At 57.2% G+C, this 19,908-nt stretch carries 17 protein-coding genes and 1 pseudogene; 6 read left to right on the top strand and 12 right to left on the bottom strand.

Annotated elements, in window-relative coordinates:
* Positions 1-83: 83 nt before the first annotated feature.
* The 3 genes from CWO91_RS11315 to CWO91_RS11305 all read right to left on the bottom strand — a co-directional run bounded on the left by CWO91_RS11315 (position 84) and on the right by CWO91_RS11305 (position 6,006).
* Positions 84-3,986, bottom strand: coding sequence for an AAA and adenylate/guanylate cyclase domain-containing protein (locus CWO91_RS11315; protein WP_165405361.1), 3,903 nt, complete (start codon positions 3,984-3,986; stop codon positions 84-86).
* A gap of 701 nt (positions 3,987-4,687) precedes the next feature.
* On the bottom strand, positions 4,688-5,431 hold the full coding sequence (locus CWO91_RS11310) for an REP-associated tyrosine transposase (RefSeq protein WP_130213525.1): 744 nt from the start codon (positions 5,429-5,431) through the stop codon (positions 4,688-4,690).
* A gap of 320 nt (positions 5,432-5,751) precedes the next feature.
* A complete protein-coding gene (locus tag CWO91_RS11305) occupies positions 5,752-6,006 on the bottom strand; it encodes a hypothetical protein (protein WP_130213524.1) in 255 nt (84 codons plus the stop codon).
* A gap of 104 nt (positions 6,007-6,110) precedes the next feature.
* Between CWO91_RS11305 and CWO91_RS42855 the strand changes: the two genes are divergently transcribed.
* Both CWO91_RS42855 and CWO91_RS11295 read left to right on the top strand, forming a co-directional pair.
* Positions 6,111-6,311, top strand: a complete 201-nt coding sequence (locus CWO91_RS42855) for a hypothetical protein (protein ID WP_165405360.1) — start codon at positions 6,111-6,113, stop codon at positions 6,309-6,311.
* Between the two features lie 801 nt (positions 6,312-7,112).
* On the top strand, positions 7,113-7,304 hold the full coding sequence (locus tag CWO91_RS11295; RefSeq protein ID WP_130213523.1) for a hypothetical protein: 192 nt from the start codon (positions 7,113-7,115) through the stop codon (positions 7,302-7,304).
* Between the two features lie 955 nt (positions 7,305-8,259).
* Here the strand turns inward: CWO91_RS11295 and CWO91_RS11285 are convergent.
* The 5 genes and pseudogenes from CWO91_RS11285 to CWO91_RS11255 all read right to left on the bottom strand — a co-directional run bounded on the left by CWO91_RS11285 (position 8,260) and on the right by CWO91_RS11255 (position 11,487).
* Positions 8,260-8,463 (bottom strand): hypothetical protein, encoded by a 204-nt coding sequence (locus tag CWO91_RS11285; protein ID WP_130213521.1) that lies wholly within the window; start codon positions 8,461-8,463, stop codon positions 8,260-8,262.
* 605 nt (positions 8,464-9,068) lie between these two features.
* Entirely contained in the window at positions 9,069-9,269 is a 201-nt protein-coding gene (locus tag CWO91_RS44195; RefSeq protein WP_091898337.1) for a hypothetical protein, read from the bottom strand.
* Between the two features lie 625 nt (positions 9,270-9,894).
* On the bottom strand, positions 9,895-10,182 hold the full coding sequence (locus CWO91_RS11270) for a hypothetical protein (protein ID WP_130213520.1): 288 nt from the start codon (positions 10,180-10,182) through the stop codon (positions 9,895-9,897).
* A 510-nt stretch (positions 10,183-10,692) separates the two neighbouring features.
* Positions 10,693-10,951: pseudogene (locus CWO91_RS11260) on the bottom strand (hypothetical protein).
* 239 nt (positions 10,952-11,190) lie between these two features.
* Positions 11,191-11,487 (bottom strand): hypothetical protein, encoded by a 297-nt coding sequence (locus tag CWO91_RS11255; protein ID WP_130213519.1) that lies wholly within the window; start codon positions 11,485-11,487, stop codon positions 11,191-11,193.
* Positions 11,488-12,163: 676 nt separating this feature from the next.
* Between CWO91_RS11255 and CWO91_RS11250 the strand changes: the two genes are divergently transcribed.
* Entirely contained in the window at positions 12,164-13,150 is a 987-nt protein-coding gene (locus CWO91_RS11250) for an enoyl-CoA hydratase-related protein (protein ID WP_165405359.1), read from the top strand.
* A 116-nt stretch (positions 13,151-13,266) separates the two neighbouring features.
* Here CWO91_RS11250 and CWO91_RS42850 read toward each other — a convergent pair whose 3' ends face one another.
* Entirely contained in the window at positions 13,267-13,416 is a 150-nt protein-coding gene (locus CWO91_RS42850) for a hypothetical protein (RefSeq protein WP_165405358.1), read from the bottom strand.
* A 1,129-nt stretch (positions 13,417-14,545) separates the two neighbouring features.
* On the opposite strand from CWO91_RS42850, the gene CWO91_RS11245 reads away from it, so the two are divergent.
* Positions 14,546-15,484 (top strand): metallophosphoesterase, encoded by a 939-nt coding sequence (locus CWO91_RS11245; protein ID WP_130213517.1) that lies wholly within the window; start codon positions 14,546-14,548, stop codon positions 15,482-15,484.
* 7 nt (positions 15,485-15,491) lie between these two features.
* Here the strand turns inward: CWO91_RS11245 and CWO91_RS11240 are convergent, their stop codons facing one another.
* A complete protein-coding gene (locus tag CWO91_RS11240) occupies positions 15,492-15,809 on the bottom strand; it encodes a CDP-archaeol synthase (RefSeq protein WP_245471213.1) in 318 nt (105 codons plus the stop codon).
* 272 nt (positions 15,810-16,081) lie between these two features.
* On the opposite strand from CWO91_RS11240, the gene CWO91_RS11235 reads away from it, so the two are divergent.
* Entirely contained in the window at positions 16,082-17,020 is a 939-nt protein-coding gene (locus CWO91_RS11235; protein WP_130213516.1) for a metallophosphoesterase, read from the top strand.
* A 600-nt stretch (positions 17,021-17,620) separates the two neighbouring features.
* On the opposite strand, the gene CWO91_RS11230 is transcribed toward CWO91_RS11235, so the two are convergent.
* Both CWO91_RS11230 and CWO91_RS11225 read right to left on the bottom strand, forming a co-directional pair.
* Positions 17,621-18,469, bottom strand: a complete 849-nt coding sequence (locus CWO91_RS11230) for a class I SAM-dependent methyltransferase (RefSeq protein WP_130213515.1) — start codon at positions 18,467-18,469, stop codon at positions 17,621-17,623.
* A gap of 238 nt (positions 18,470-18,707) precedes the next feature.
* Positions 18,708-19,025 (bottom strand): hypothetical protein, encoded by a 318-nt coding sequence (locus tag CWO91_RS11225; RefSeq protein WP_130213514.1) that lies wholly within the window; start codon positions 19,023-19,025, stop codon positions 18,708-18,710.
* A 425-nt stretch (positions 19,026-19,450) separates the two neighbouring features.
* Here CWO91_RS11225 and CWO91_RS11220 point away from each other — a divergent pair.
* Positions 19,451-19,908: adenylate/guanylate cyclase domain-containing protein (locus CWO91_RS11220; protein ID WP_130213565.1), on the top strand; the 458-nt coding region annotated here is incomplete at its 3' end.

Here is a 19,908-nt window from a genome sequence, read left to right as displayed (position 1 = left end):
TCCTCAATCAAATAGGCTTCGAATGTCCCGCGCCAGAACACTGTGGTCCGGCTGGAACCCTAAAAAGACCATGCCGACAAAAGTTAAATTCGATCTTGGCGACGCCTCATTTCAGCGGAGATCATCGCTCTGTCTTGTCGCAGCGAGAGCTCATCCGCGGCTAGCAAAGCCTGGTTCCATGCCGTGAACGCGTGATCTTTCTCACCGTCCAACCAATTTGAGACCCCTTTCCATAGACGGTATTGTGCTCTCCCAACGGGAAAGGCGAGGCTATAACGCTTCAGCTCATATAGAGCTTGAGTCTCCCACTCACGCCACTGATCGTATTCTCGCGATAGGCCGGTCTCGCGGCCACGAAGCAGGACTTCACAAACCCCAGATATTCCAACGAGTATGCTATGCGAGGTCGGACGATACATCCCGCGCAACAGCCGAAGCGTCTCATCGACTGCCTGGAGGCTCTCGTCATTGTATCCAACCCGCGATAGCGCTAAGGCTAAGCATCCCTTCGATGACACAAACGCGGCAAGGTCAGCGGATCCGAACATCGCGGAGGTAATAAGCTTTAGTAGATCGATCGCTTCGCGAGGTCTGTCGGCCTGGAGGGCACATAGCGACTTGCATCGCAATGCCCATATTTCTTGCTGGGTGTTTCCGCTGCTCTGAGCGCGCGATAGAAGCGCGTTCGCTGTGTCCTCCAAACTGGTCCAATCACCTCGATAAAAAAGAGACCAGAATCGGATCACCTGCGCGTTAGACCATCTCAATTGATCGCCTGCCTGCAAGCTGAGCTCTTGCGACTGCTTGGTGCGATAGTCAACCGCAGGCCAATTGCAGTGGCCAACCTGCCAGAGAGCATCCAAGTAGCACACGTGTGAATGTATCGCCGGATCACCCAGGCTCACGGCCGCGTGTTCCGCCTTCCTGATGAAATATTCGCAGGTACGACGAAGACCTACGAGCCCGAAGCCAGATGCGACTTGCGAAGACGCTATGGCTAGTTCCGTTGTGATCCCGGTTCGTTCAGCATGAACGACAGCCTCGATAAGGTGTCGCATGCTCTCGAGGAAGCGAAGCTCGAAATAATCGACCATTGCCGCCTGACTATGGCATCGAGCCATCTCTCGCTCCCAAGCCAGGGCAGGATCAGAGTATCTAAAGGTTCTTGGAGGAAAGAGCTGCTGGAGGAGAAGCCTTGCCGCACTTGCGATAAGACGGCTGAATCCACTGATGGACGAACTCCTAACTGACTCTCCAGCTAGGGTAAGCGCTCGACGAACTGCGACACCCTGAGCATGAATGTCCCCTCGACAGTACTGAGCTTCTGCTAGCTGAATCCGACGCCGCACCGCTATTAGCTTTTGCTCCTTACTCAAAACGGGTTGGCGGGGCTCATGGCTGAAACATATGCTGAGAAAGGCTTCAACCTCTCGGAAGGCGCCGACCTGCAACGCTTTGGCAGCGGCGATCTCGGCGTAAGTGACCGCCTTATCGTTCTGGCCAGCGGCTTCGAAGTGCTGGACAAGAGCTGCTATGTCGCCGCCAACAGCTGCGCCTTCTGTTTGTTCTAGCCAATCAGCTAATGTTCCATGGAATCGTTGGCGCAGGTCGGCGGGGATGGAGCCATATACGACATCTCTAATTTGATCATGCCGAAACTCGTATTCTCCGTCGCTTCCGCTGCTTCGAATGAACTGCGCTGCCACAAGTAATTGGAGATCGGTCCGAATAGCCCGTTCAGGTACTTGCTTCAGCAGGACCTTGAGAGAGTTCAGCGAAAACGACCGCCCGATGACAGCTGCGGCCTTTAATACCTCCAAGATCTTAGGCTCTAGTCGATCTATTCGCTCTCGAATGACGCGCTCGACGCCTTCGAAGTACCGAAGCTCGTCGAGTGGCCGAAGTGAGCGCCAGCAGCCGTCGCGAATAGCTACCAATCCCTCAGTCTTTAGAGTCAGTGTGATCTCCTCAGCGAATAGAGGATTACCACAAGCTAGTGCAGATATCCTGTCGGCCAGATCGCGCCCCGGAGGGGCTGCGCCAAGCACACGAGCGGCAAGCTCGCGAATTTCACCATCATTAAGCTCTTCGATTGTCATGAAGCGGCAGAAGCGACTTGGATCCTCCAAATCGGTTCCTGATGCGGTTGTTCTCGCCGCATCAGCGCGGCGCTGAATGGCCCGGAGCTCTTCGGGTGCCTCTTCGGATCGTACGCATAGCACAATCAGTATAGATGATCGACTGGCGAGCACCCACTCGACTAGCCTCCAAGAGGCGGAATCCAGCCACTGGCTATCCTCGAGAATCAGAATCAGCGGGTGACGGTCAATCACGGCGAGTAAATCACCGACGAGCCGCATCGTTGCATCGCCCCGGTGAGCTGCCTGTAGGTGGCGCGTATTATCATTTTCAGAAATCGCAAGATCCAAAACGCCGCCTAGCAATGGTAGCCGTTCTAAAATCGTCAAATCGTCCTCCACAGCAGACCTAATCGCATCCAGTACGATGTGACCTTCTGTGTCCGCAGGCAAACCCAAAAGAGATGTCAATAAACGCCGCCACGGTAGAAGCGACGTTCTTCGATCATCGCGCTCGGCTCGTGCCACAGACACCATCGCTCCTGCCGATCGGAGCTCTTCAGCGAACGAAGCGACTAGCGTAGATTTCCCGATGCCAGCTTCGCCTTGAATGACAAGGAGTCTCTTACCGCCATTCTGTACTTCTTCGAATGTACGCGCCAAAGACTCCATTTCGTTGCGCCGGCCAACGAGAGATGTGAACCCAGAACCGGCTTGGTGCTGCTCCATCGGGCGAAAAACTGCTGCCATATTCCCTAGGCCCGCTAATTGAAGCGTGCCTTGCGGTGCAAATTTGAATGCAGTTCGACTGGACCGCTCTGTTGGCGCGTCGCAGAGAACGCCTTTCTCGCTAGCTGTCATTAGTCGCGCGGCGCGATTGATTGGCGCGCCGTGCCACATAAGCTGGCGCCGTCGCGCGCTTCCAACAATTCCTAGAAATGCGTCGCCGGTAGCGACACCCGTCGATGAGGCAAACCCAAGCCGGTCTACCGTCTGACAAATGGCGTGGGCAGCATCGACAGCACGCCGCGGATCATCTCGATGGAAGTTGCCGCGGGTTCCAAATGCAGTAGAAAAGACAAGCCCCTTATCATCATAAAAGAATTCTCCGAGCGGACCTCCGCGAGATCTCGCAATGTCCTGCAATGCGACGCATAGAGCTTGATGTTGCGATAGTGCCGAGGGATCTAAGCAGTTGAGTCCAGTTATGCGTGTGAAAACCGCGGATACTGGTCTTATCTCGTCTAGCATCGATAGATCATCATTGGCCGGTCCGAGAGGATCGAAGTCGAGCGCCAGCGATCCTTGGATGTGGACCGGTCTTGGAGGTTGCAGACGCTCTCTCAGTTGCGATGGCAGAAATGCCGTTAGCCATTCAGTCGGAGCCTTGTGTATACATGGGGGTTCCACGGCAGAGAAATTTAGTGCCACGGTCGAGCCTGTCTTCAATGCGGCTTTCGCTTCAGCAGACAGTTCGTAACTCCAACTGCGAGCGATGCCTTGGCACGAAGCAGCTTGGGCAACGGCTTGCCCACCCGCTATCAGCTTCCAATCGGGCTGATCACCCAGAGCGGCGGCCCAAAGTTCACCAGCGCCTATCCCAATATGAAGTGCTGGAGTAATTTCACTGACGCCGCCTCGCCTAGCATCCTTGCCGCGCCGGCAGATAATGGCGGCGCACTCACTCGCTTTTCTGATGGCGGCGCCAAGACGGTCGGCTTCAGCATCCCAGTACGCCAGTAACGAGTCCCCGGCGAAGTACAGAACTTCACCTCCGAGCTCTACGACATGCTCGGCGCATGAACCGTATGAGTTGCTCAGAAGTCGCGGGAGTTCTTCAAGCCCCTCTCGCCCGCGGTGCGCGAGTTGTTCTACGAGCGCCGTGTATCTCGATACATCAACGAACATCACGGCTGCGGGAAAGCGTATTGCCACTGGCCGGCGGCCTTCGCTGCCGTGGAGTCGATCGAGCAGCTTGAGTGGAAGAAAATCATCAAGCAGAGAATGGTACCCATTCATGTTCTGCTTCCAGTATCTTCGCTCAGCGCGAGCGGGCAAAAAAGTTTCAAATCATGTCTTGCGTGATCAACGCTCGATAATCCGGATTGCGAGCACGCCATCAAGCTCTCCATCAAACGTACAAAATAACCGCCGCACCTGCAACTGGCGGTCCGGTGTGAAGTGGATCACATCAATCCGGTGGGAAAAGGCGTATGCTATAGATTCGCGACAGCTCGCAATTTAGCTGAGTGCGCTCCTTAGTAAGCTACTCATGTGCGGAACTGCACTTGAGGTGCGGCTGCGTGGCCTCACATGGGAGCTAGGGCAGGCAATTCGATCAGCTCAGAATCTTTCACCTTGGCTCGGTTTGCCGCTGGTCGAGTTCTTCCATAAAAACGCATACGCGAACGGGAAGACGGGCCTGGAGCTACGGGCATTCACTCGTGGCACGCCGCGCGGCTTATTCGGCAGCATCGGCGTGATGGCAGACCAGTCCGTCTCGTTGTCGGCCGAGATCAACGCCGCAGGGTCAAGAGGGATTTTCGCGAAAGGCGGATAAGCTGCGTCGCCGGCGCCTCCTTGGCGCGCCGGCCATGAGCGGTCGCCAGTCAATTATAAGCGCAAGGATTTAGATGTCGGCCACAGTCCGGGCGCGCCGCACTGGAGTTCGATTCATGGCCCGGGCGGTCTCGTTGCGAGGGCCGCCCTCGTCCACGCGCTGGAAGCGTGACACCATGCGCGCGGGCGATCGTGTCGGAGAAGGTCTTATTGCCAAGGGGACGACCGGTGCGCGTGGCCGCCCTGATCCGATCGGACACGTCGCGTTGGAGCCCGACGGCGACGAAGGCATCAACTGTGCCGATGCGCTGGGCGAGCGGTGCGGTGTCGACGAGATCGTCAGCGCCGGCCTGGTGTGCGCGGAAGCTGCTCCAGGGCCAGAGTTCGACCCGGCTGGCCAGCCGGGCGCGCACGGGATTGAGCAGGACATAGCGGGCGGCTTCCAGAAAATGCAGCTCGTCGAGCGCGACGGAGTAAAACCGGCTCTGCCACAGAGGGCCCTGGCGGGAGCGCCGCCGGTTGCTAGTCCGGGCAAACCGGCGTGCCGTTTCAGCGACCGAGCGGCTGAGACCTTCGGCCGTGGAGGGGGTGAGTATTAGATGCACATGATTGGGCATCAGGCAGTACGCCCAGACCCCGGTGGCTGTGCGGCGTGTCAGCTCGCCAAGAAACAGCAGATAGTCCCGGTAGTCCTGATCGTCGTGGAAGACGGGCTGACGATCGACACCCCGATGGGTGATATGATGGGGGTGGTTCGGGGCGGCGAGGCGAGCCGTCCGCGGCACGATGAACACTCCAGGTTAAGGTGTCCCCATTTTTCGACTTTCGAGCTTCGCGCGAGGCCCGAAGATCGCACCCGCAAGCCGCTCGCTCGCTACAGCACTGTGTGGAAGCGCGCTTCGCGAGCGGCTTGCTTCGTAATCAGCTGCCGTTTCGTTCGTTCTCATCTTAATAATACCCGATTTTTTTCTTGACCGCGGAGTAGTGTTGGTGCCTCAACTGTTTGAAATACCGTTATTTTTTGTTTCGATTATCGATCTTGAGAGACGACTAACTCGAAGCTTAATGGTGCATTTTCGGTATCTTGGGACCGTTTTCGTGCGTTTTCGTACCCTTACAATCTCCCGAAGTCCGCCGTTTTGCGTCCCATTTCCTTGACCGTGCACCCCCGATTTTCGACTTTTCGTTTTATGCCGACATGCTTTTTCTTCTGCCGGCGGGCAACCTGCTGGGGCAGCACCCCGGCGTATTTGAGCGTCGCGGACAGCACCGCGCGGCCGAACGGGTATTTCTCCTCGGCCACGATCCGCGCGTGGAACGGCACGAACGTCTCGCCGCGGGGCCGTGCCAGGTAGAGCGCCGGTGCCACGAGGAGGCATTTGCGGAAGGTCGTGGCGATGCCTCGGATATTCGGGAGGCCATCGCATCCATTGTATCGAGCTGGCAGCCGGTCGGGCTGCTGAGCGTATGCTGTTGGGCGATGACGATAGCCAGTCTGCCGTCGATGATCTGCGTCAGGCCCGCGAACTGGCGCTGCTCTTCTGCAAGAGTGAGGATGCCGTCGAGAGCTTCATCGCGCATTGCGATATCGCGGCGCGCGACCTGCTGATGCCGTATGGCGACGTTCTGATGGTGCTGTCCATCGTGCTGCGTATCAAGCGCACGCTGGACTGAGATCGACAAGATTATCTGGGACGTGGAGGCGCGTAAGGTGTTGGCGAAGGTGCGTAAACGCCGGGCTGAGTGGCGCAAAGGCGAGCTGGCGGCCGAGCGCTTTCGTGCCTCATGTGATCACTCTGATGCCGCAGCCGTGCCACGTTCTGCATCAGATCGGGTGCGTTAATCGAGGTACCAAAGATCGTAAGGCACGGCGGAGGTAACCGGCCTGATGATCTTGAAAGGCCCCGACGTGTAATAGCGTCGGGGCCTTTGACATGATCCGTATCGGTTGCCGCGATTTCCGGACGATGCGAATACCGACGACGAGACGGAAAAAGACCGCCCGAAGGCGGTCGTTTTAGTGCAATGCGCCGGGCCACAATAGATCGGGATCAAACGTAACTTGGCCCAGACTGACTACAGCTAACCATCGTCCAACGCGCGCTGCTTCACAAATTTAGTTGCAGTATTGAAATGGAGCGGAGTGCGCTTGCGGCTTGAGAACCTACGCGTGTTGTAGCGCAGCATGGCTGATTTCGCGAACAAAGAAAAACGGCTCCAGTTGTGGGACTGGAGCCGTGACCTTCCTAAAGAGCGCCTCGATTTTGGGGGGCTTGGAGGACTCGGATCTGAGCTCAGCTTTCACTGGCGTCAACGCTCCACGAATCGAAAGACGAAAAGTAAGACGATTGCGCTGTCATCAATTCGACCGTCAAACACCGGACTGTCGCTCACAAATCTCAATCTGCGAGAGTTTGACTTCGACGCATCAGAAATAATAGGCTTGCGTAAAACAAGCCGAAGGGGAGGTTCGCAGTGGAGAAGGTACGACGCTTGCGCGCGATGGGTTCGCTCTGCCGTCAAAATGCCGCGTACAATAGCATGAAGAAGTGGAAGCTCCTCGCGGAAGCAGAATACTGGGAGCACCTAGCTGAGCTTGAGCTGTCGTCCTATTTCGAAGAATGTAATGCCGTCAGCTCGACCAGTTCGCATGATCTGGCCGCGTGAGAAAATCTGCAATCCGGCGGACGAAATCACTCTGAAGCCCAAAGTGTGGCCAACTCTTCAAAAATCAGGGAGCGTGCAGTGAGTAACCCCAATCGGGTGTACGACCGCGTTGTTCTGTGCCAGCGCGCTCAGGCGCTCATTTCTCAGCTTGCCGAACTGGAGATCCTTCGAGGCCGAGTGCAGGAGGCCGAAGAGAATACACTTCTTCGTCGATCGGCAGCCCTGGTGAGGTCAACCATTCACTAATGGGCGGCATCCTGCAGGCTGATTGCCGGAGGCGTCTTTCTATGGTGCAGCTCAGTGTTCGGGACTGGAAATGACTCTGCGACGTTTGCGCCGATGAGCAGCATTTTAGCGATGAGTCTGGAGGTGCATAAGCATGGCGTTGCAGGCTTCCTCGGCCTGCGCGAATGTATCGAAGGGCGAGCCGCCGATCTTGGTCGCGCCTTTGCTCACACGGAGTGGACGCCATGAAGCCATATAGCCTGGGCGTCCGTGAAACCCGGGACCGTTAGGGCTCTCGTAAGTGATCACGAAAGAAAAGCCGTTGCTGCTTGCGCTCCATACTTCCAGATGCTCGACGGCACGGTGGAATTGAAGGGCCATCAGGTGACTACCCTTTCGGCGGGCCCAGCGCTTCGACGGCCCGAATGCAGATTTGCGCCGGGGTCTTTGAGGCCGGTCTGGCCGATCTCAATGATCTTCTGGGCGATCAGTTCGGTCAGTGGGAATTCCGATCTTCTACGCCAATGGTACGCAGAGCCTGCTCGTAGGCAGACGAAAGTCGGGCGATCTCTTCCGGCCCGAGAAGCAAGCATTGTAGCGAACAGTCTGTTTTCAGCTCCTGAGGTTATGACGCCGGGCTCCTAGGCACTCGGCCCTCGCCTTGTTGCGCATCGGTTCCCAATACAGCCGCGGCGCGACGTGATTTGTTAGTCAATCTGCTGGTTCGAACTTAGTGCACCCGCTTCTGCGGCGGATGACGACATAGCTGATCGCCGACTTCTGCACTCATCAGCAGAAGTCTCTGCTCCAACTGCTCATTGACAAGCATCAAGGCCCTAAGAGCGCTCCACAGATCACCGTCGCAATGGGCGACGATCTCATCCACAGCTTGCCCGTATTGGTCAAGAATGAAGTCGGTACCAACGTGTGACATGCGAACAACCTCCAAGAAGTGTTCGTGCAGTAGAACACCCCTGTCCAAATGTGGAAATCCGGGGCTCTACGGTTAGCCGAACCAACGGCGCAAAATCGGCCATGGCTGACCAAGCCTTCGCGCACAACGTATGAGATTAGCGTTCCTTCGCCGGACGTTTGGATATTGTCGAGCCGAGATAATGTCGGCTTTGCGGTAGGCATCAAGCCAATCGACCGCTGCGGCCATTGGGTCAAAGGACACGTTATCCGGACGGCAAACAAGTACCCTTCTCAACAGGCACCACTTCGGTCAATGTTCGAGAGGTGCCGCACGGCGCTTTCAAGGTTGTTGGCGATAAGACCGTAAAAATTCTAACCGTGCACATTGTCGATAAAGGCAAACCGCTCTACGACAAGCCGCCGCCTAAGTAAGGTGTTTGGAAGGCGCTCATTGGTCCTTGATTGGTGCGCGCCTTACAGTCGCGAGGCGGTCAACTAGGCGTTTCGTCTAGAACGGTCGCTCTCGTGGCACATCCAACAGCACTGTGAGCCAGGAAAAATTGGCTAGTGGGTGATGCTGTAGAGGTTGCAGAGAGAGAACCCCCGGCCGCCGATCCACGCGGACTAAATCATTCCCTTCTTGGTGACCCGCAAGCTGCGAACGTAATAGCCCTGTCTCTGAACGGCTGACTTGATCTCGTCGCTGACTTTGAGAACTCTTTTTCTGCTCTTGCGCCACTTACTCCGAGAGCAAACGACGGGTATTGCAGAGCCATTGCTTAGAACAAGCAAGTCGCGCTTGTCATTGCGATAGACATCAAACATTTTGCGTTCCCGCTGATCGTATCGAAGTAAACACGAAATTTCTTTCAATCGTTCTGATCGACAGCTTACTATCTCGAATGGCTGTGCGGGTTGTAAATGTGCAACGCTCGGCGCATTCTGCTGCGCCATGTTCCAGACCGGGAACGAACTCAAGAGGCGCTTGGCGCACTAGCACACTTGCTGTCGGACGGCGGCAACCTCAAGAATGCCAGTCCACGCTCCAGAATCTTCACTGCGCGAGGACTGGGAAGCCAACCGGGAAGACCTGGTCGCGTTCTGGCGATCGGGTGAGTACACCGATGCTGAATGCTAAGCCGTGGTTTCTTGTATGTGGCAATCTTATACGCTGCCATGGCCAGCAAGGAATTTGGACTAAGCACTGCGGCCGAACGCGAATGCCGGAGGCAGATGCAGGCGTTGAAGTTCGAGCCTCCGAAGCCTGAGCGCATTTGCCTAAGAAGCGCTGTGAATGAATCTGACAAGAGACGCAGCAATTTGGACGGACGCTTGTAATGATGGAAAGAGGACAAGAGCGAACCCGACCAAGTAACACAGAGTAGCGGCCAGCCTGCTGAAGTAGCGACCTCCATCAAGTGTCCTATAAAAGTCATTCAATATTGTCAGCTTAAGCCGAGGTGTCTGATCGAGGTTTTCCTTTGAATGTATTAAGATCACTTGATTGAAGCCAGAATGCGGGCTGCTTTGTTTCGGAGTCTTCAAGGAAGGCACGCTTCAACAAAGCGCTCTTTCCAACTCCTTTGTGTCCAACCAAAATCCGAATCGGTAAGTCGGCAGTGAGCGACTCGTAAGCGCGATTGTAATAGAAATACTGGACAAAGCGTTTGGGGTCTTCGTTCTCAGCATCATCGGCACCGAAGAGAAGTTCTATGGTTTGATCGTTGAATTTCGGCATCTGAAAAGCCCCGGCCCAAGCGCGGCGAGGAATTGCTTCCGCTGCACCATTCTGGTTCTTCTAGTTTGTTCTCGAATCGAAAGTGTACACGGTGGCACGATGCAGGGTAGCGGCGCGAGGTTTATGGGGCTTGTCCCCCGGTTATTCGCAAGGCCACTTGCCTCCACGGCCCCTCGGGCTGAGGGCGTACCTGCCGAGGGCGGCCCCCTGCTATCTGTGCCTGGGGGCGCGGGCGGAGGCGAAGGGGCCGGTCGGCCGAGCAAAAACTTCGGCCGCACCTCCGCGCCCCGTCTGCGGCACACCTCGCACATCAAGTAGGTTTCGAGATCGGACAGGCGGACGTCGTCGGGCTATCGATACGCAGTCACCTCGACATGATGGCTGCAGCGGTAGTCGGCGCAGTAGACCAGCACGTCACGGATGCCCATCGCCCGCATATGGCCGAAGGTGATCTTTTGCGGGCGGGTCATGTACTGATAGTCGGTGGAACACCGTCAGCGCCGTGCCTTCTCAATCCCGGTAGCCCTTACACTTGGTCTCTTCCTTGTACTCGCCCGTGCTTGCCCCATTTGCGCTCGATCTTGCAGGGGCCGCGATAATTCTCCTGTTTGTATTCGCGGTCGTAACCGTAAGCGCGGAATGGGCCTCGATCCTCATAGCCCCACCGGCCCTTGCCGCTTTCGTCCTTCCAAGGATCGGCCACTGCCGGTCCCAGGGTTGTGGTGAGGGTGGTCAGTACGCCAATCGCAGTAACAACTACGTATCGCATTGTCCGGCTCTCCCTTGCTGCGGCTGGACAACCTTTGGACAGGGGAAGCGTTCGCGGCTGGACCCAGCCTCCCGTGGCGGGCTTGCAGAGGGGCTGGAGCTGGCCAATGCGCTGGCGCTGGCGGCCTTCCTGCCGCAGAGCGCGGAGTAGTGAGGGAGTGGACTACTGGGTTTTGGAACCCCGGTAGATGACGGCCGGGCGGATCGGCGGACGGACCCGCACGCCGGGCTTGGTCATCATCATGGCTTAGGCAGCAACAGGATCAGCAACAGCACCAGGGCAAAATCCAGCGCAAGCGCAAAGCTGACGCTGTCCGCCACCGATGATACGGCCCTCATCATGATCGACGCCGTTGGCTGCGGGCTCAACGGCAGAGCGGAATCACTACCCATCTTGCTCTGGACACGTGGCGGCGGAAGATAGGGCGCATAGGCCAGAAGCTCCGCGTGTCGTTTGCGCGAGATAACGCCTCGGGTCCCATAGCCAACGATGAAACCCAGTCCAACCGCCGCGAGCAGTATCATCAAGCCGAGCATACGATCACGCCTTGGGTAGAGTTAGCAGCCCAGCCCGAGCACGGTGGGATTACGCAAGACGATGGGCTGTGGTTCCTGATGGGCTCTGCGCCTCGCGCGGAGGCTCGCGGAGGGGCTGATCCCGAAAAAATTTTCAGGGATAACGGATTGGGACACGAACGGAGACACACCAGACAAATAGCATTGATTTACCTACACTTTTCACCCTTTGCGAAGCCCTGCGCAGGGGAAAGGCGGCTTGAGCAGGGCTATGCCACAGACACCATAAACTCACCAGAAAGGTGTCGGGGGGAACGTAGGTAGCGCTCCCCCGCTACCACCTTCCCCCACAACCGGTTTGGGTAGGCCTTTTCCCCAAATAGGGCATTCAGCCGGCCTGCTATCATAGCGGTTGAGAATGACCGGATGCAGTGCGACTTCTTTCGGAGCTACGTGGACCTGGCGGCTGTGAGCGGACCGAAGCAGAGTATCGCAGGCTTTCCCTGCCGTTGCCCGTTCCAAAGAGCCAAGATCAGCGCGAGTTGGATCGCGCTAGCGACAACGGGCGCACAGCGCCGCCGTGTTCGATTGTGAAGCTATGCTTCACACCCTGAGAACGTTATCTCGGATAGTTGCTGGCGAAAAACCATCATATCTCTTCTGCGTCGTGCGAAGCATACAGAAGAGGAGCCCGCAAATGACCGGCGGCCTTGGCGAACCCAACGATCGCAGTGACGTATCGAAACAAGTTCATCCGCGGCAGCCGGCCGAGGAATTCTCCGGCACGCATACAGGGGGATTACATCGCCGGGCGTTTTTGGCTGCCGGCGCGACCGCTACGGTCCTCGGGGCCGGCCCGAGCTTCGCGCAGAACCAGCCGCCTGCTCCGACCGTCCAGGCAGCGATGCCGAGCAACGTCAGGGTGGAACGGCTGGACGGCTCGATTCTCAGCATCGGCATTCGCCAGGACGGTGACCGTGTCGAACTGTCGAGTGTTATCGGCTTGGGCCGTTTGATGTACATGCTCGATCACGACGACGCTCTGCGTGTTGCGGTGCTCTACTCCCAAGGTCCCGACTTTGTCGGCGGCGTCTTGGACGCCGACAGCTGGGCACCGGTCCTGCGGACTGGCCGCTTCCCGGAAATTCCCCAGTTCGTAAATCCGGTCGGCACCATCCCGCCGCGGCGAGAGAAGCCCCTCGTTGTCGCCGTGCAGGGCAAATGCCAAGGCGCAGGCCACGAGCTTTTTCTCGCCGCCGATGTCCGGGTTGCCGCTAGCAATACCGTATTCGCACAGCCTGAAGTCACCCGCGGCCACTTCCCGGCCGGTGGCGCGCCGATCACGTTTGTCCGCGAAGCGGGCTGGGCGAATGCAATGCGTTACATGCTGACGGGCGACGAATGGGGCGCCGACGAGGCTTACCGAATGGGTCTCGTCCAATTCGTGACGCCGCCCGGAAAGCAACTCGATCGCGCCATCGAGGTCGCTCGCAAGATCTCCGCAGCAGCGCCGCTTGGCATTCGTGCGACGATGAATTCGGCGCACCGTGCGCTTAGCGAGGGTCAGGAGGCGGCCTATGCGACGCTGTTCCCCGAACTTGCCAGACTAGCACAGAGCGACGACCACGAAGAATATTTCCGCGCGCAACGGGAGAAACGTGCTGCTGTCTTCCATGGACGCTGATCCCTGACGTCTGGATCGGCTGCCACGCCGCTGGATGCGGAGCGGAAGACGACGCCTGACGAGGCGTCGTCGATTTCGTCCAGGGCGTCGCGCGCGTCTCGACCTGCTGGTACCCTCTACCGCTGCTCGGTGGCGATGCGCAAACCCAAAGCAATCAGGACCATTCCGGTCACGCCCTCTATGAGGCGACGCACGGTAGGACGTTGAAGTGCATTCCGCACCTTGTGGATAGCTGCGGCATAAAATGCGAGCCAGAGGAAGGTCATACAAGATAATTCCAAGAGCGAGCAGTGTCGCAAAGGTCGAGCCGCCTATCGGTGCGAACTGGTCGCCTGGACACCCGCGGCCTGGGCGGACGTGCTGGTCGTCATACAAAGAAACTTAAAGACGGGGTTTCTGTCCATTACACGCCCACCTAAACGTCGCGGCCAATGGCAAACGTTCGTTTATCAACTGAGCATGCCAGCTCGCGAGGCCAGATCCCAAGATTCGCTGCGCCAGCACAGCTCGTTTCGTGCGCCTCATACCAGGCCGAATGCTCAGCGGGGCAATCGACGTTCAAGCCATGGCGAGTTTGCTCAACGCTTGGGAGGCGAGCGGCGATCGCCTTCAGTGAACCTGCTTCAAGCGGCTGATCGCCTCATTGAACAGATCAGGTCTTTCGACGCTGTTCGGGACGGCGTTCCTACCGACTGCCAGGTCGCAGCGCGAACGATTGATGCAGATGTCGTGTCGAATTGCGGCATGGCCAGACCGCATCAAGAACGCCAGCCAGGCCGCACAGCTATGCGGCCTAAACCTTCAATAGAACCTTCAACAGAACCTTCAGACTCATCAATGTGGACCGATGCCGAGGCGAGACTGCGGGCTTTTCAGGCTAAAAGAACCAACTGAGGTCACTCAGAACCGCATGGCTCGCAGATTAGGGCCAGAGGGTTGGCTGCTGTTGGGTGAGCTCAGCAACGCGGAGCGAGAGCGCCTCACAGCATTGGAGCGTCGTCACCAGCTTGACGATGAGACGCTGAGACAGGCGGTGCTACGCGCGCGCTCTGCGCGATGAGGCGGGAGGTTCCCACGGGGGGCGGTCAAAAGTCTGGAAGCAGACCTTCCGGACCGGTTCCCCTGGTTCATACGCAAAATTCCAGAATTAAATACAAAAAGCCACCCGCCTGGGGCGCAGGTGCGGCGAGCCATGACCCAAAGCGACATTGAGCTCATAGCGAAGTTCCACACGCACAATAGGAAGTTGCACACGTCCAGCAGGTTTATAAGAAAAGCCGGAAAATCTTCCTGGACTTTGTGCTGCCAAGCAGCCAGCCGAAAGGAATATCCTGAAGAGTTGGCAAGCCCTGGTGCGCCCATGGAAGGTTGAGCCGATTCGGAGGAATTCGTTCCATGGACGAAGATATCCTACACAAATTGGAGGGGCGCCTCGGACCGCTCCATGCGAGACAGCGATTGGCTATCGAGACGGTTCATGAGGCACAGATCTTCGGCCACGGCCTTCTCTCCTTTCACATAGAGAACTGGTATCCGGTCCATTCTGTCGTCCGAAATGCACTCAAGTTGACCGGTCTCTACTGGCGCGGACGCCGAAATACAGAAAGCATTCTCGTCAAACGGAATGATGTTGTGTTCAAGGAGCTGCCACAGCTTTTCGACGGCTTCACCATACTCCACCTTAGCGACATGCACGTGGATATGAATGAAGCTGCCATGCAGCGCCTTATCGAACTCGTCGGCGACATGCGCTACGATCTATGTGTTCTAACCGGGGACTATCGGGGGAAGAATCTTGGACCGTTTGAGGCTACCTTGAACGGCGTTGCACGAGTGCGAGCTCATCTAAAGGAGCCCGTTTATGGGGTTCTAGGCGACCACGATACCATCCAAATGGTTCCGGGGCTGGAAGCCATGGGAATACATATACTGCTTAACGAGAGCGAGGTGATCGTGCGCGGCGATCAGCAAATCTATCTAGCCGGAATCGATGACGCTCATTGCTTCAAGGCCGACGATATCGAAAAGGCTGCGTTGCAGATACCGTTTGGCGAGTTCTCCATCTTACTGTCACACACACCGGAGATCTATCATCCGGCGGCTCATGCCGGTTTTAATTTGTTGCTGAGCGGGCATACGCACGGCGGGCAGATCTGTCTGCCAGGATCTATTCCGATCATACTTGATGCAGTATTGCCTCGACAGATGGGGGCAGGAGCTTGGCGGTATCATGACATGGCCGGCTACACCTCTGTCGGTGCTGGATCGAGCGTCGTTCCTGTTCGCCTCAACTGTCCACCAGAAATCGCCCTGCACTGCCTTCGTTCGGGCTAACGGCGGGCTAATATGGTTCGTCGCGCAGGTGGACCCGGAATAGAAAACGAGACAGAATTACCGCGCCAATAAAAAAGATCCCGACGCCAAGCGCGACGTCTGCGATCGTCAATGAAAGTGCGCCGCGGCATGCCAGCATCGGAAATACGGATTCGGGAATCTGATCGAGCCCGAGTGCCTGGCTGCTAGGCGGAGAGTTTAGGCGGCGCTTCACGAAACTGGAGAACAAATCGCCGGCCATAGCCGCAACCGCGACGATTGCACCAATCGTCAGATCCAAACCGATAAGTGGGGCGCTTGCTGTCGTGACGAGGAATGAAATCAAGACACCGCGGATGGTCTTCGATGGCCCAAACAACGGCCGCCCATCAAAAATATGGTGCCGGCATCCAGCGGAAAGGAAAAACGTGAGCCAAAAATCTTCTTCGCAACGATCGGTGTGCCGTTCGCCAACGTCATTAAAACCAACAATTGCAGAATATGCACAAGTTGCATTTCTTCAGCTTAGCTTATAGTTGCATCCGCCAGGGTCGGGCTGATGCTGGCCTCATGGGAATACGCTATATCTACCCGAAGGCCGATCAAGGGGGCTAGCTGGTGGACGAAGACATTCTGCGCAAACTCGAGATCCGTCTCGGGCCACTCCACGCCCGGCAGCGATTGGGGATTGAGCGAGATCATGAAGCGCAGGTGTTTGGCCAGGGCCTCACATTCTTTCACCTTGAAAACTCATCCTGGGCCGAGTGGATCATTCGAAATGTTCTGCGGGCAACGGGGCTTTATTGGCGTGCACGCCAGAATGCAGAACGCATTCTTGTCAGGCGGAATGACTTGAGGTTCGAGAAATTACCGCCCCTCTTTGAGGGCTTCACCATTCTCCACATTAGCGACCTTCACGTGGATATGAATGAAGTTGCCATGAACAGACTCATCGAGCTCGTTGGCAGCATACAGTACGATGTGTGTGTCCTGACTGGCGATTATAGGGGGCGGACTTTTGGGCCCTTCCAGCCCGCGCTGGATGGTGTCGCGCGATTGGGAAATCATCTGAAACAGCCAATCTACGCCGTGCTCGGCAACCACGATACGATTCAGATGGTTCCGGGGCTCGAAGCCATGGGCATTCGCGTGCTGCTCAATGAATGCGAAACAATCGTTCGTAAGGATCAACGGATCTATCTGGCGGGAATCGACGATGCACATTTCTACAGAGTGGATAACATCGAAAAAGCCGCTCTCTCGATACCCCGCGGTCAATTCTCGATTTTGTTGTCTCACACACCGGAGGTTTATCGCCAGGCTGCCCATGCCAATTTTGATCTCATGCTGAGCGGACACACCCACGGCGGTCAGATTTGTCTCCCCGGATCCATTCCAATCAAGCTCGAGGCGGTGCTGCCAAGACGGATGGGGGCGGGGCCTTGGCAGTACGGCGATATGACCGGCTATACTTCCGTTGGTGCGGGCTCGAGCGTCGTTCCCGTGCGCCTCAATTGCCCGCCGGAAGTAACCTTGCACCATTTACGTCGCGCCTGACGCTCACCTAATACCGTTCATCACGTACATGAGCCTAAAACAAGAGTCGGGGAGAGAAGTAGCTCGCCGAAGCGAAAACACCCAAACACCCGAGGCGTCGGCAACCGAAATTTCCTTCTAAACCCGCCGATGGCACCGCTGACGGGAAGAATGGCAACGTGCTGTCTGGCACTTGTTTCGAAGTGTCCTGCTTTCCATGCTGAACCCGTTTTTGAAACGAAGCGATTCAACAGGTCATAGGTCGGTGTCAGGTTTTCATCCTGTGAACGGCTCCACTACCAGTACGTGAGTGCCATGAGCAGGGGCACTGTCATTCAACTGCAATTTGTGCAGTGCATGAGTCTCTTCCTGGCAAGTGGACATCGGCCATTAGCCGACGCTTTCAAAACATCTCATTTGCGAATTCGCTCGCCACGCAAGGGGCTGTTGAGCAATCGGGCGCCGTTACGGGACGTTGACGCATCCTCATCGAAACGCGCTTGAAGATAGGATTGGCTAAGAGCGAAATACCGATTGCTCAAACCATCCTCAGACTCTCAAATCGGTATCTCTCATTCACGACACCGATCGGGGATACGTACCAGTCTCCAGCAACGAAAATCAGCGAGAGCCGGTACGATCCGTACAAGCAACGATATCGCGGGGTGATTTTCGAGACGCTTCTTGCGGTGGGACGAACACCGCCAAGTATCCGCCATCGCCTGCGAGCTGATATGTGGCGATCTTGCCATAGCCAACGGCGGACAGTTCGCAACGCAGTAGCTCAATCGGCGTGCCGTGTTTTGAAGTCGGACGCTCGAAGTCGACAACTCCGATCCGCGCGCCCGGCTTCAAAGCGGGCACCAGATTGTAGAGGAAGGCATAGGGTTGGGCAATTTCATGATACATGTGCCCGAGAATGGCGGCATCCAGCGAGGAAGCGGGCAGACGGGGGTCGTGTGGCTCGCCCAGAGCGAATATGACGTTTGTCAGCTTCAGTTCTTCCGTTCGCCTTCCGAGCTCGATGAGGTAATCCCGCCTGACGCCCTGGGCGATGATGAAGCCCTTCGAACCGACTAACCGCGAGACATGGACGGTGTAGTAGCCACTGCCAGCGCCAAGATCACCGACCGTCATGCCTGGTCTCAACTCAAGAAGACCTGCGACCTCGCCGGCCTCATTTAGGAGGTCGCGGTGCTCATGGGCGGAGCGGCTTAGGCTGGCGATCGCCGCAACCGGACGCCGAGGGGAGGGAAACTCTTTCGCAGGGATCCCCGGCACGGCAAGAAAACCAATGTCAACGGCGCATACGGGGGTGATGGCTAGCGCCACGACAAGCGTCACTGTCCGGACCAGCGTGGTCGCGGGTCCGCCCGATGCTGTTCGGCCGCCGCTGTGGCCATAACGAGAGCCAATACAAGTTTGGCGAATGCCGATGCGGACAAACAAGTGATCGCCAAGGCCGCTCATATCGGGCAGGTCATCGTCTCGCTCCCAAGATCAACCCAGCGGCTAACATTTTCAGATGCCTCTACGTTCCTTGTCGGGGTTTGGGAATGATAAAGGGCCGGGCGCCGTACGTCCGCAATCCAGTTCATTAAGGGTAAAACTCGAATTTGGGGAAGGCAGCTCTTTGCTCAAACCGGACGTCTGGTCAGACCGGCAGGTCACAGAAGGGCCAAAAGCAGACCTTCCGGCGTGGTCCAAGTTATCGCTCAGGCGATCCCTGAGCGGTTTGGAAAAGGATCAAAGCTACGACACATAAGAGCACCGTTACCGCAGCAAAAGCCATTGGCGCTGCGGCACTTCCCGCGTAGTCGCGGGCGAGTCCAGCCCCGGCTGGCAAGATTGCCATCGCTGCATAGTACCATGTGTAGTAAACGCCCATGCCGATCGCGCGCGCCTCAGGTCGCAACGCCTGAGCGGGAAGCGCCATAATCAATCCGGGCGGCACACCCATGCCGAGCACGATCGCAGCAAACGCAGCAAGCAAGCCGACGCCGGACGCAAACGGCAATACCAACAAGCCAACCCCGGACGCCCGTTCGAGGCCTGTCCGCTATCAGCTCGAATGCGCGCTGATATCCATGATGGCCCGGAGCACAGCACGCTTCAATCAGAGGCCGGATACATTGATGCAGGACCGCATCTGACAGGTTGACGAAACCTCTTGCAACGTGCGGCCGGACCATACATTCGGGTCAATCGCCTCGGTTTGCCCGCGCCTCAATGAGGTCCGGCCTTCCCCTCACAGCCGACATGTTGACGGCTGGCCAATGTCGTCGCGAAGGGCCAGAAGGCGACATTGGCGGCCCGCACTCGATCTCTATTCAGGCGCACCCCGGGTCAGCACAGTTGACGTTTCAACTTAGCGCATGACGTTAAAGCGCGTTTGGCGCTGCGCTCTGATCCGTCGTAGAGTGTGGTGGGTTGGTTGGTCTGGTGCGGGCCATGGTGCAAGAGCGGGTCCGAGTCGAGCGTAGATTATCAGCGATCTTGGCCGCCGACGTGGCCGGCTATTCTCGGCTCATGCACAATGACGAAGAGGCGACACACGCCAAGCTGACGGCACTCCTCGCCGGAGGTGTCGAGCCCGCAATTGCGCAGCACGGCGGCCGCATCGTGAAGAACACCGGCGACGGGTTTTTGGCCGAGTTTCCAAGTGCGGTCGAAGCGGTGCGGGCTGCCATGCAGTTCCAGTCCCGCATCAATGAACTTACCTGCGACGACGCGGAAGACAGGCGCATTCTATTCCGTGTGGGGCTCAATATCGGCGATATCATCGTCGAAGCCCATGACATCTTTGGAGACGGCGTCAACATTGCGGCCCGGCTCGAGAGCATCGCCGAACCCGGCGGCATCTGTATCTCTCAGACTGTCTTCAATCACGCGCGCGACAAGGTGCCGTT

This window comes from Bradyrhizobium genosp. SA-3 (assembly GCF_004212635.1).
Lineage (GTDB): Bacteria > Pseudomonadota > Alphaproteobacteria > Rhizobiales > Xanthobacteraceae > Bradyrhizobium.
This window is presented reverse-complemented; position numbering and strand designations above follow the sequence as displayed.

Excerpts from the sequence above, each read along its gene's own strand:
- CWO91_RS11250 (WP_165405359.1), top strand. The coding sequence starts at position 12,164 with ATGACCGGCGGCCTTGGCGAACCCAACGATCGCAGTGACGTATCGAAA.
- CWO91_RS11245 (WP_130213517.1), top strand. The coding sequence starts at position 14,546 with ATGGACGAAGATATCCTACACAAATTGGAGGGGCGCCTCGGACCGCTC.
- CWO91_RS11285 (WP_130213521.1), bottom strand. The coding sequence starts at position 8,463 with ATGTCACACGTTGGTACCGACTTCATTCTTGACCAATACGGGCAAGCT.
- CWO91_RS44195 (WP_091898337.1), bottom strand. The coding sequence starts at position 9,269 with ATGTTTGATGTCTATCGCAATGACAAGCGCGACTTGCTTGTTCTAAGC.
- CWO91_RS11230 (WP_130213515.1), bottom strand. The coding sequence starts at position 18,469 with ATGAGCGGCCTTGGCGATCACTTGTTTGTCCGCATCGGCATTCGCCAA.
- CWO91_RS11270 (WP_130213520.1), bottom strand. The coding sequence starts at position 10,182 with ATGCCGAAATTCAACGATCAAACCATAGAACTTCTCTTCGGTGCCGAT.
- CWO91_RS11255 (WP_130213519.1), bottom strand. The coding sequence starts at position 11,487 with ATGCTCGGCTTGATGATACTGCTCGCGGCGGTTGGACTGGGTTTCATC.
- CWO91_RS11315 (WP_165405361.1), bottom strand. The coding sequence starts at position 3,986 with ATGTTCGTTGATGTATCGAGATACACGGCGCTCGTAGAACAACTCGCG.
- CWO91_RS42850 (WP_165405358.1), bottom strand. The coding sequence starts at position 13,416 with ATGACCTTCCTCTGGCTCGCATTTTATGCCGCAGCTATCCACAAGGTG.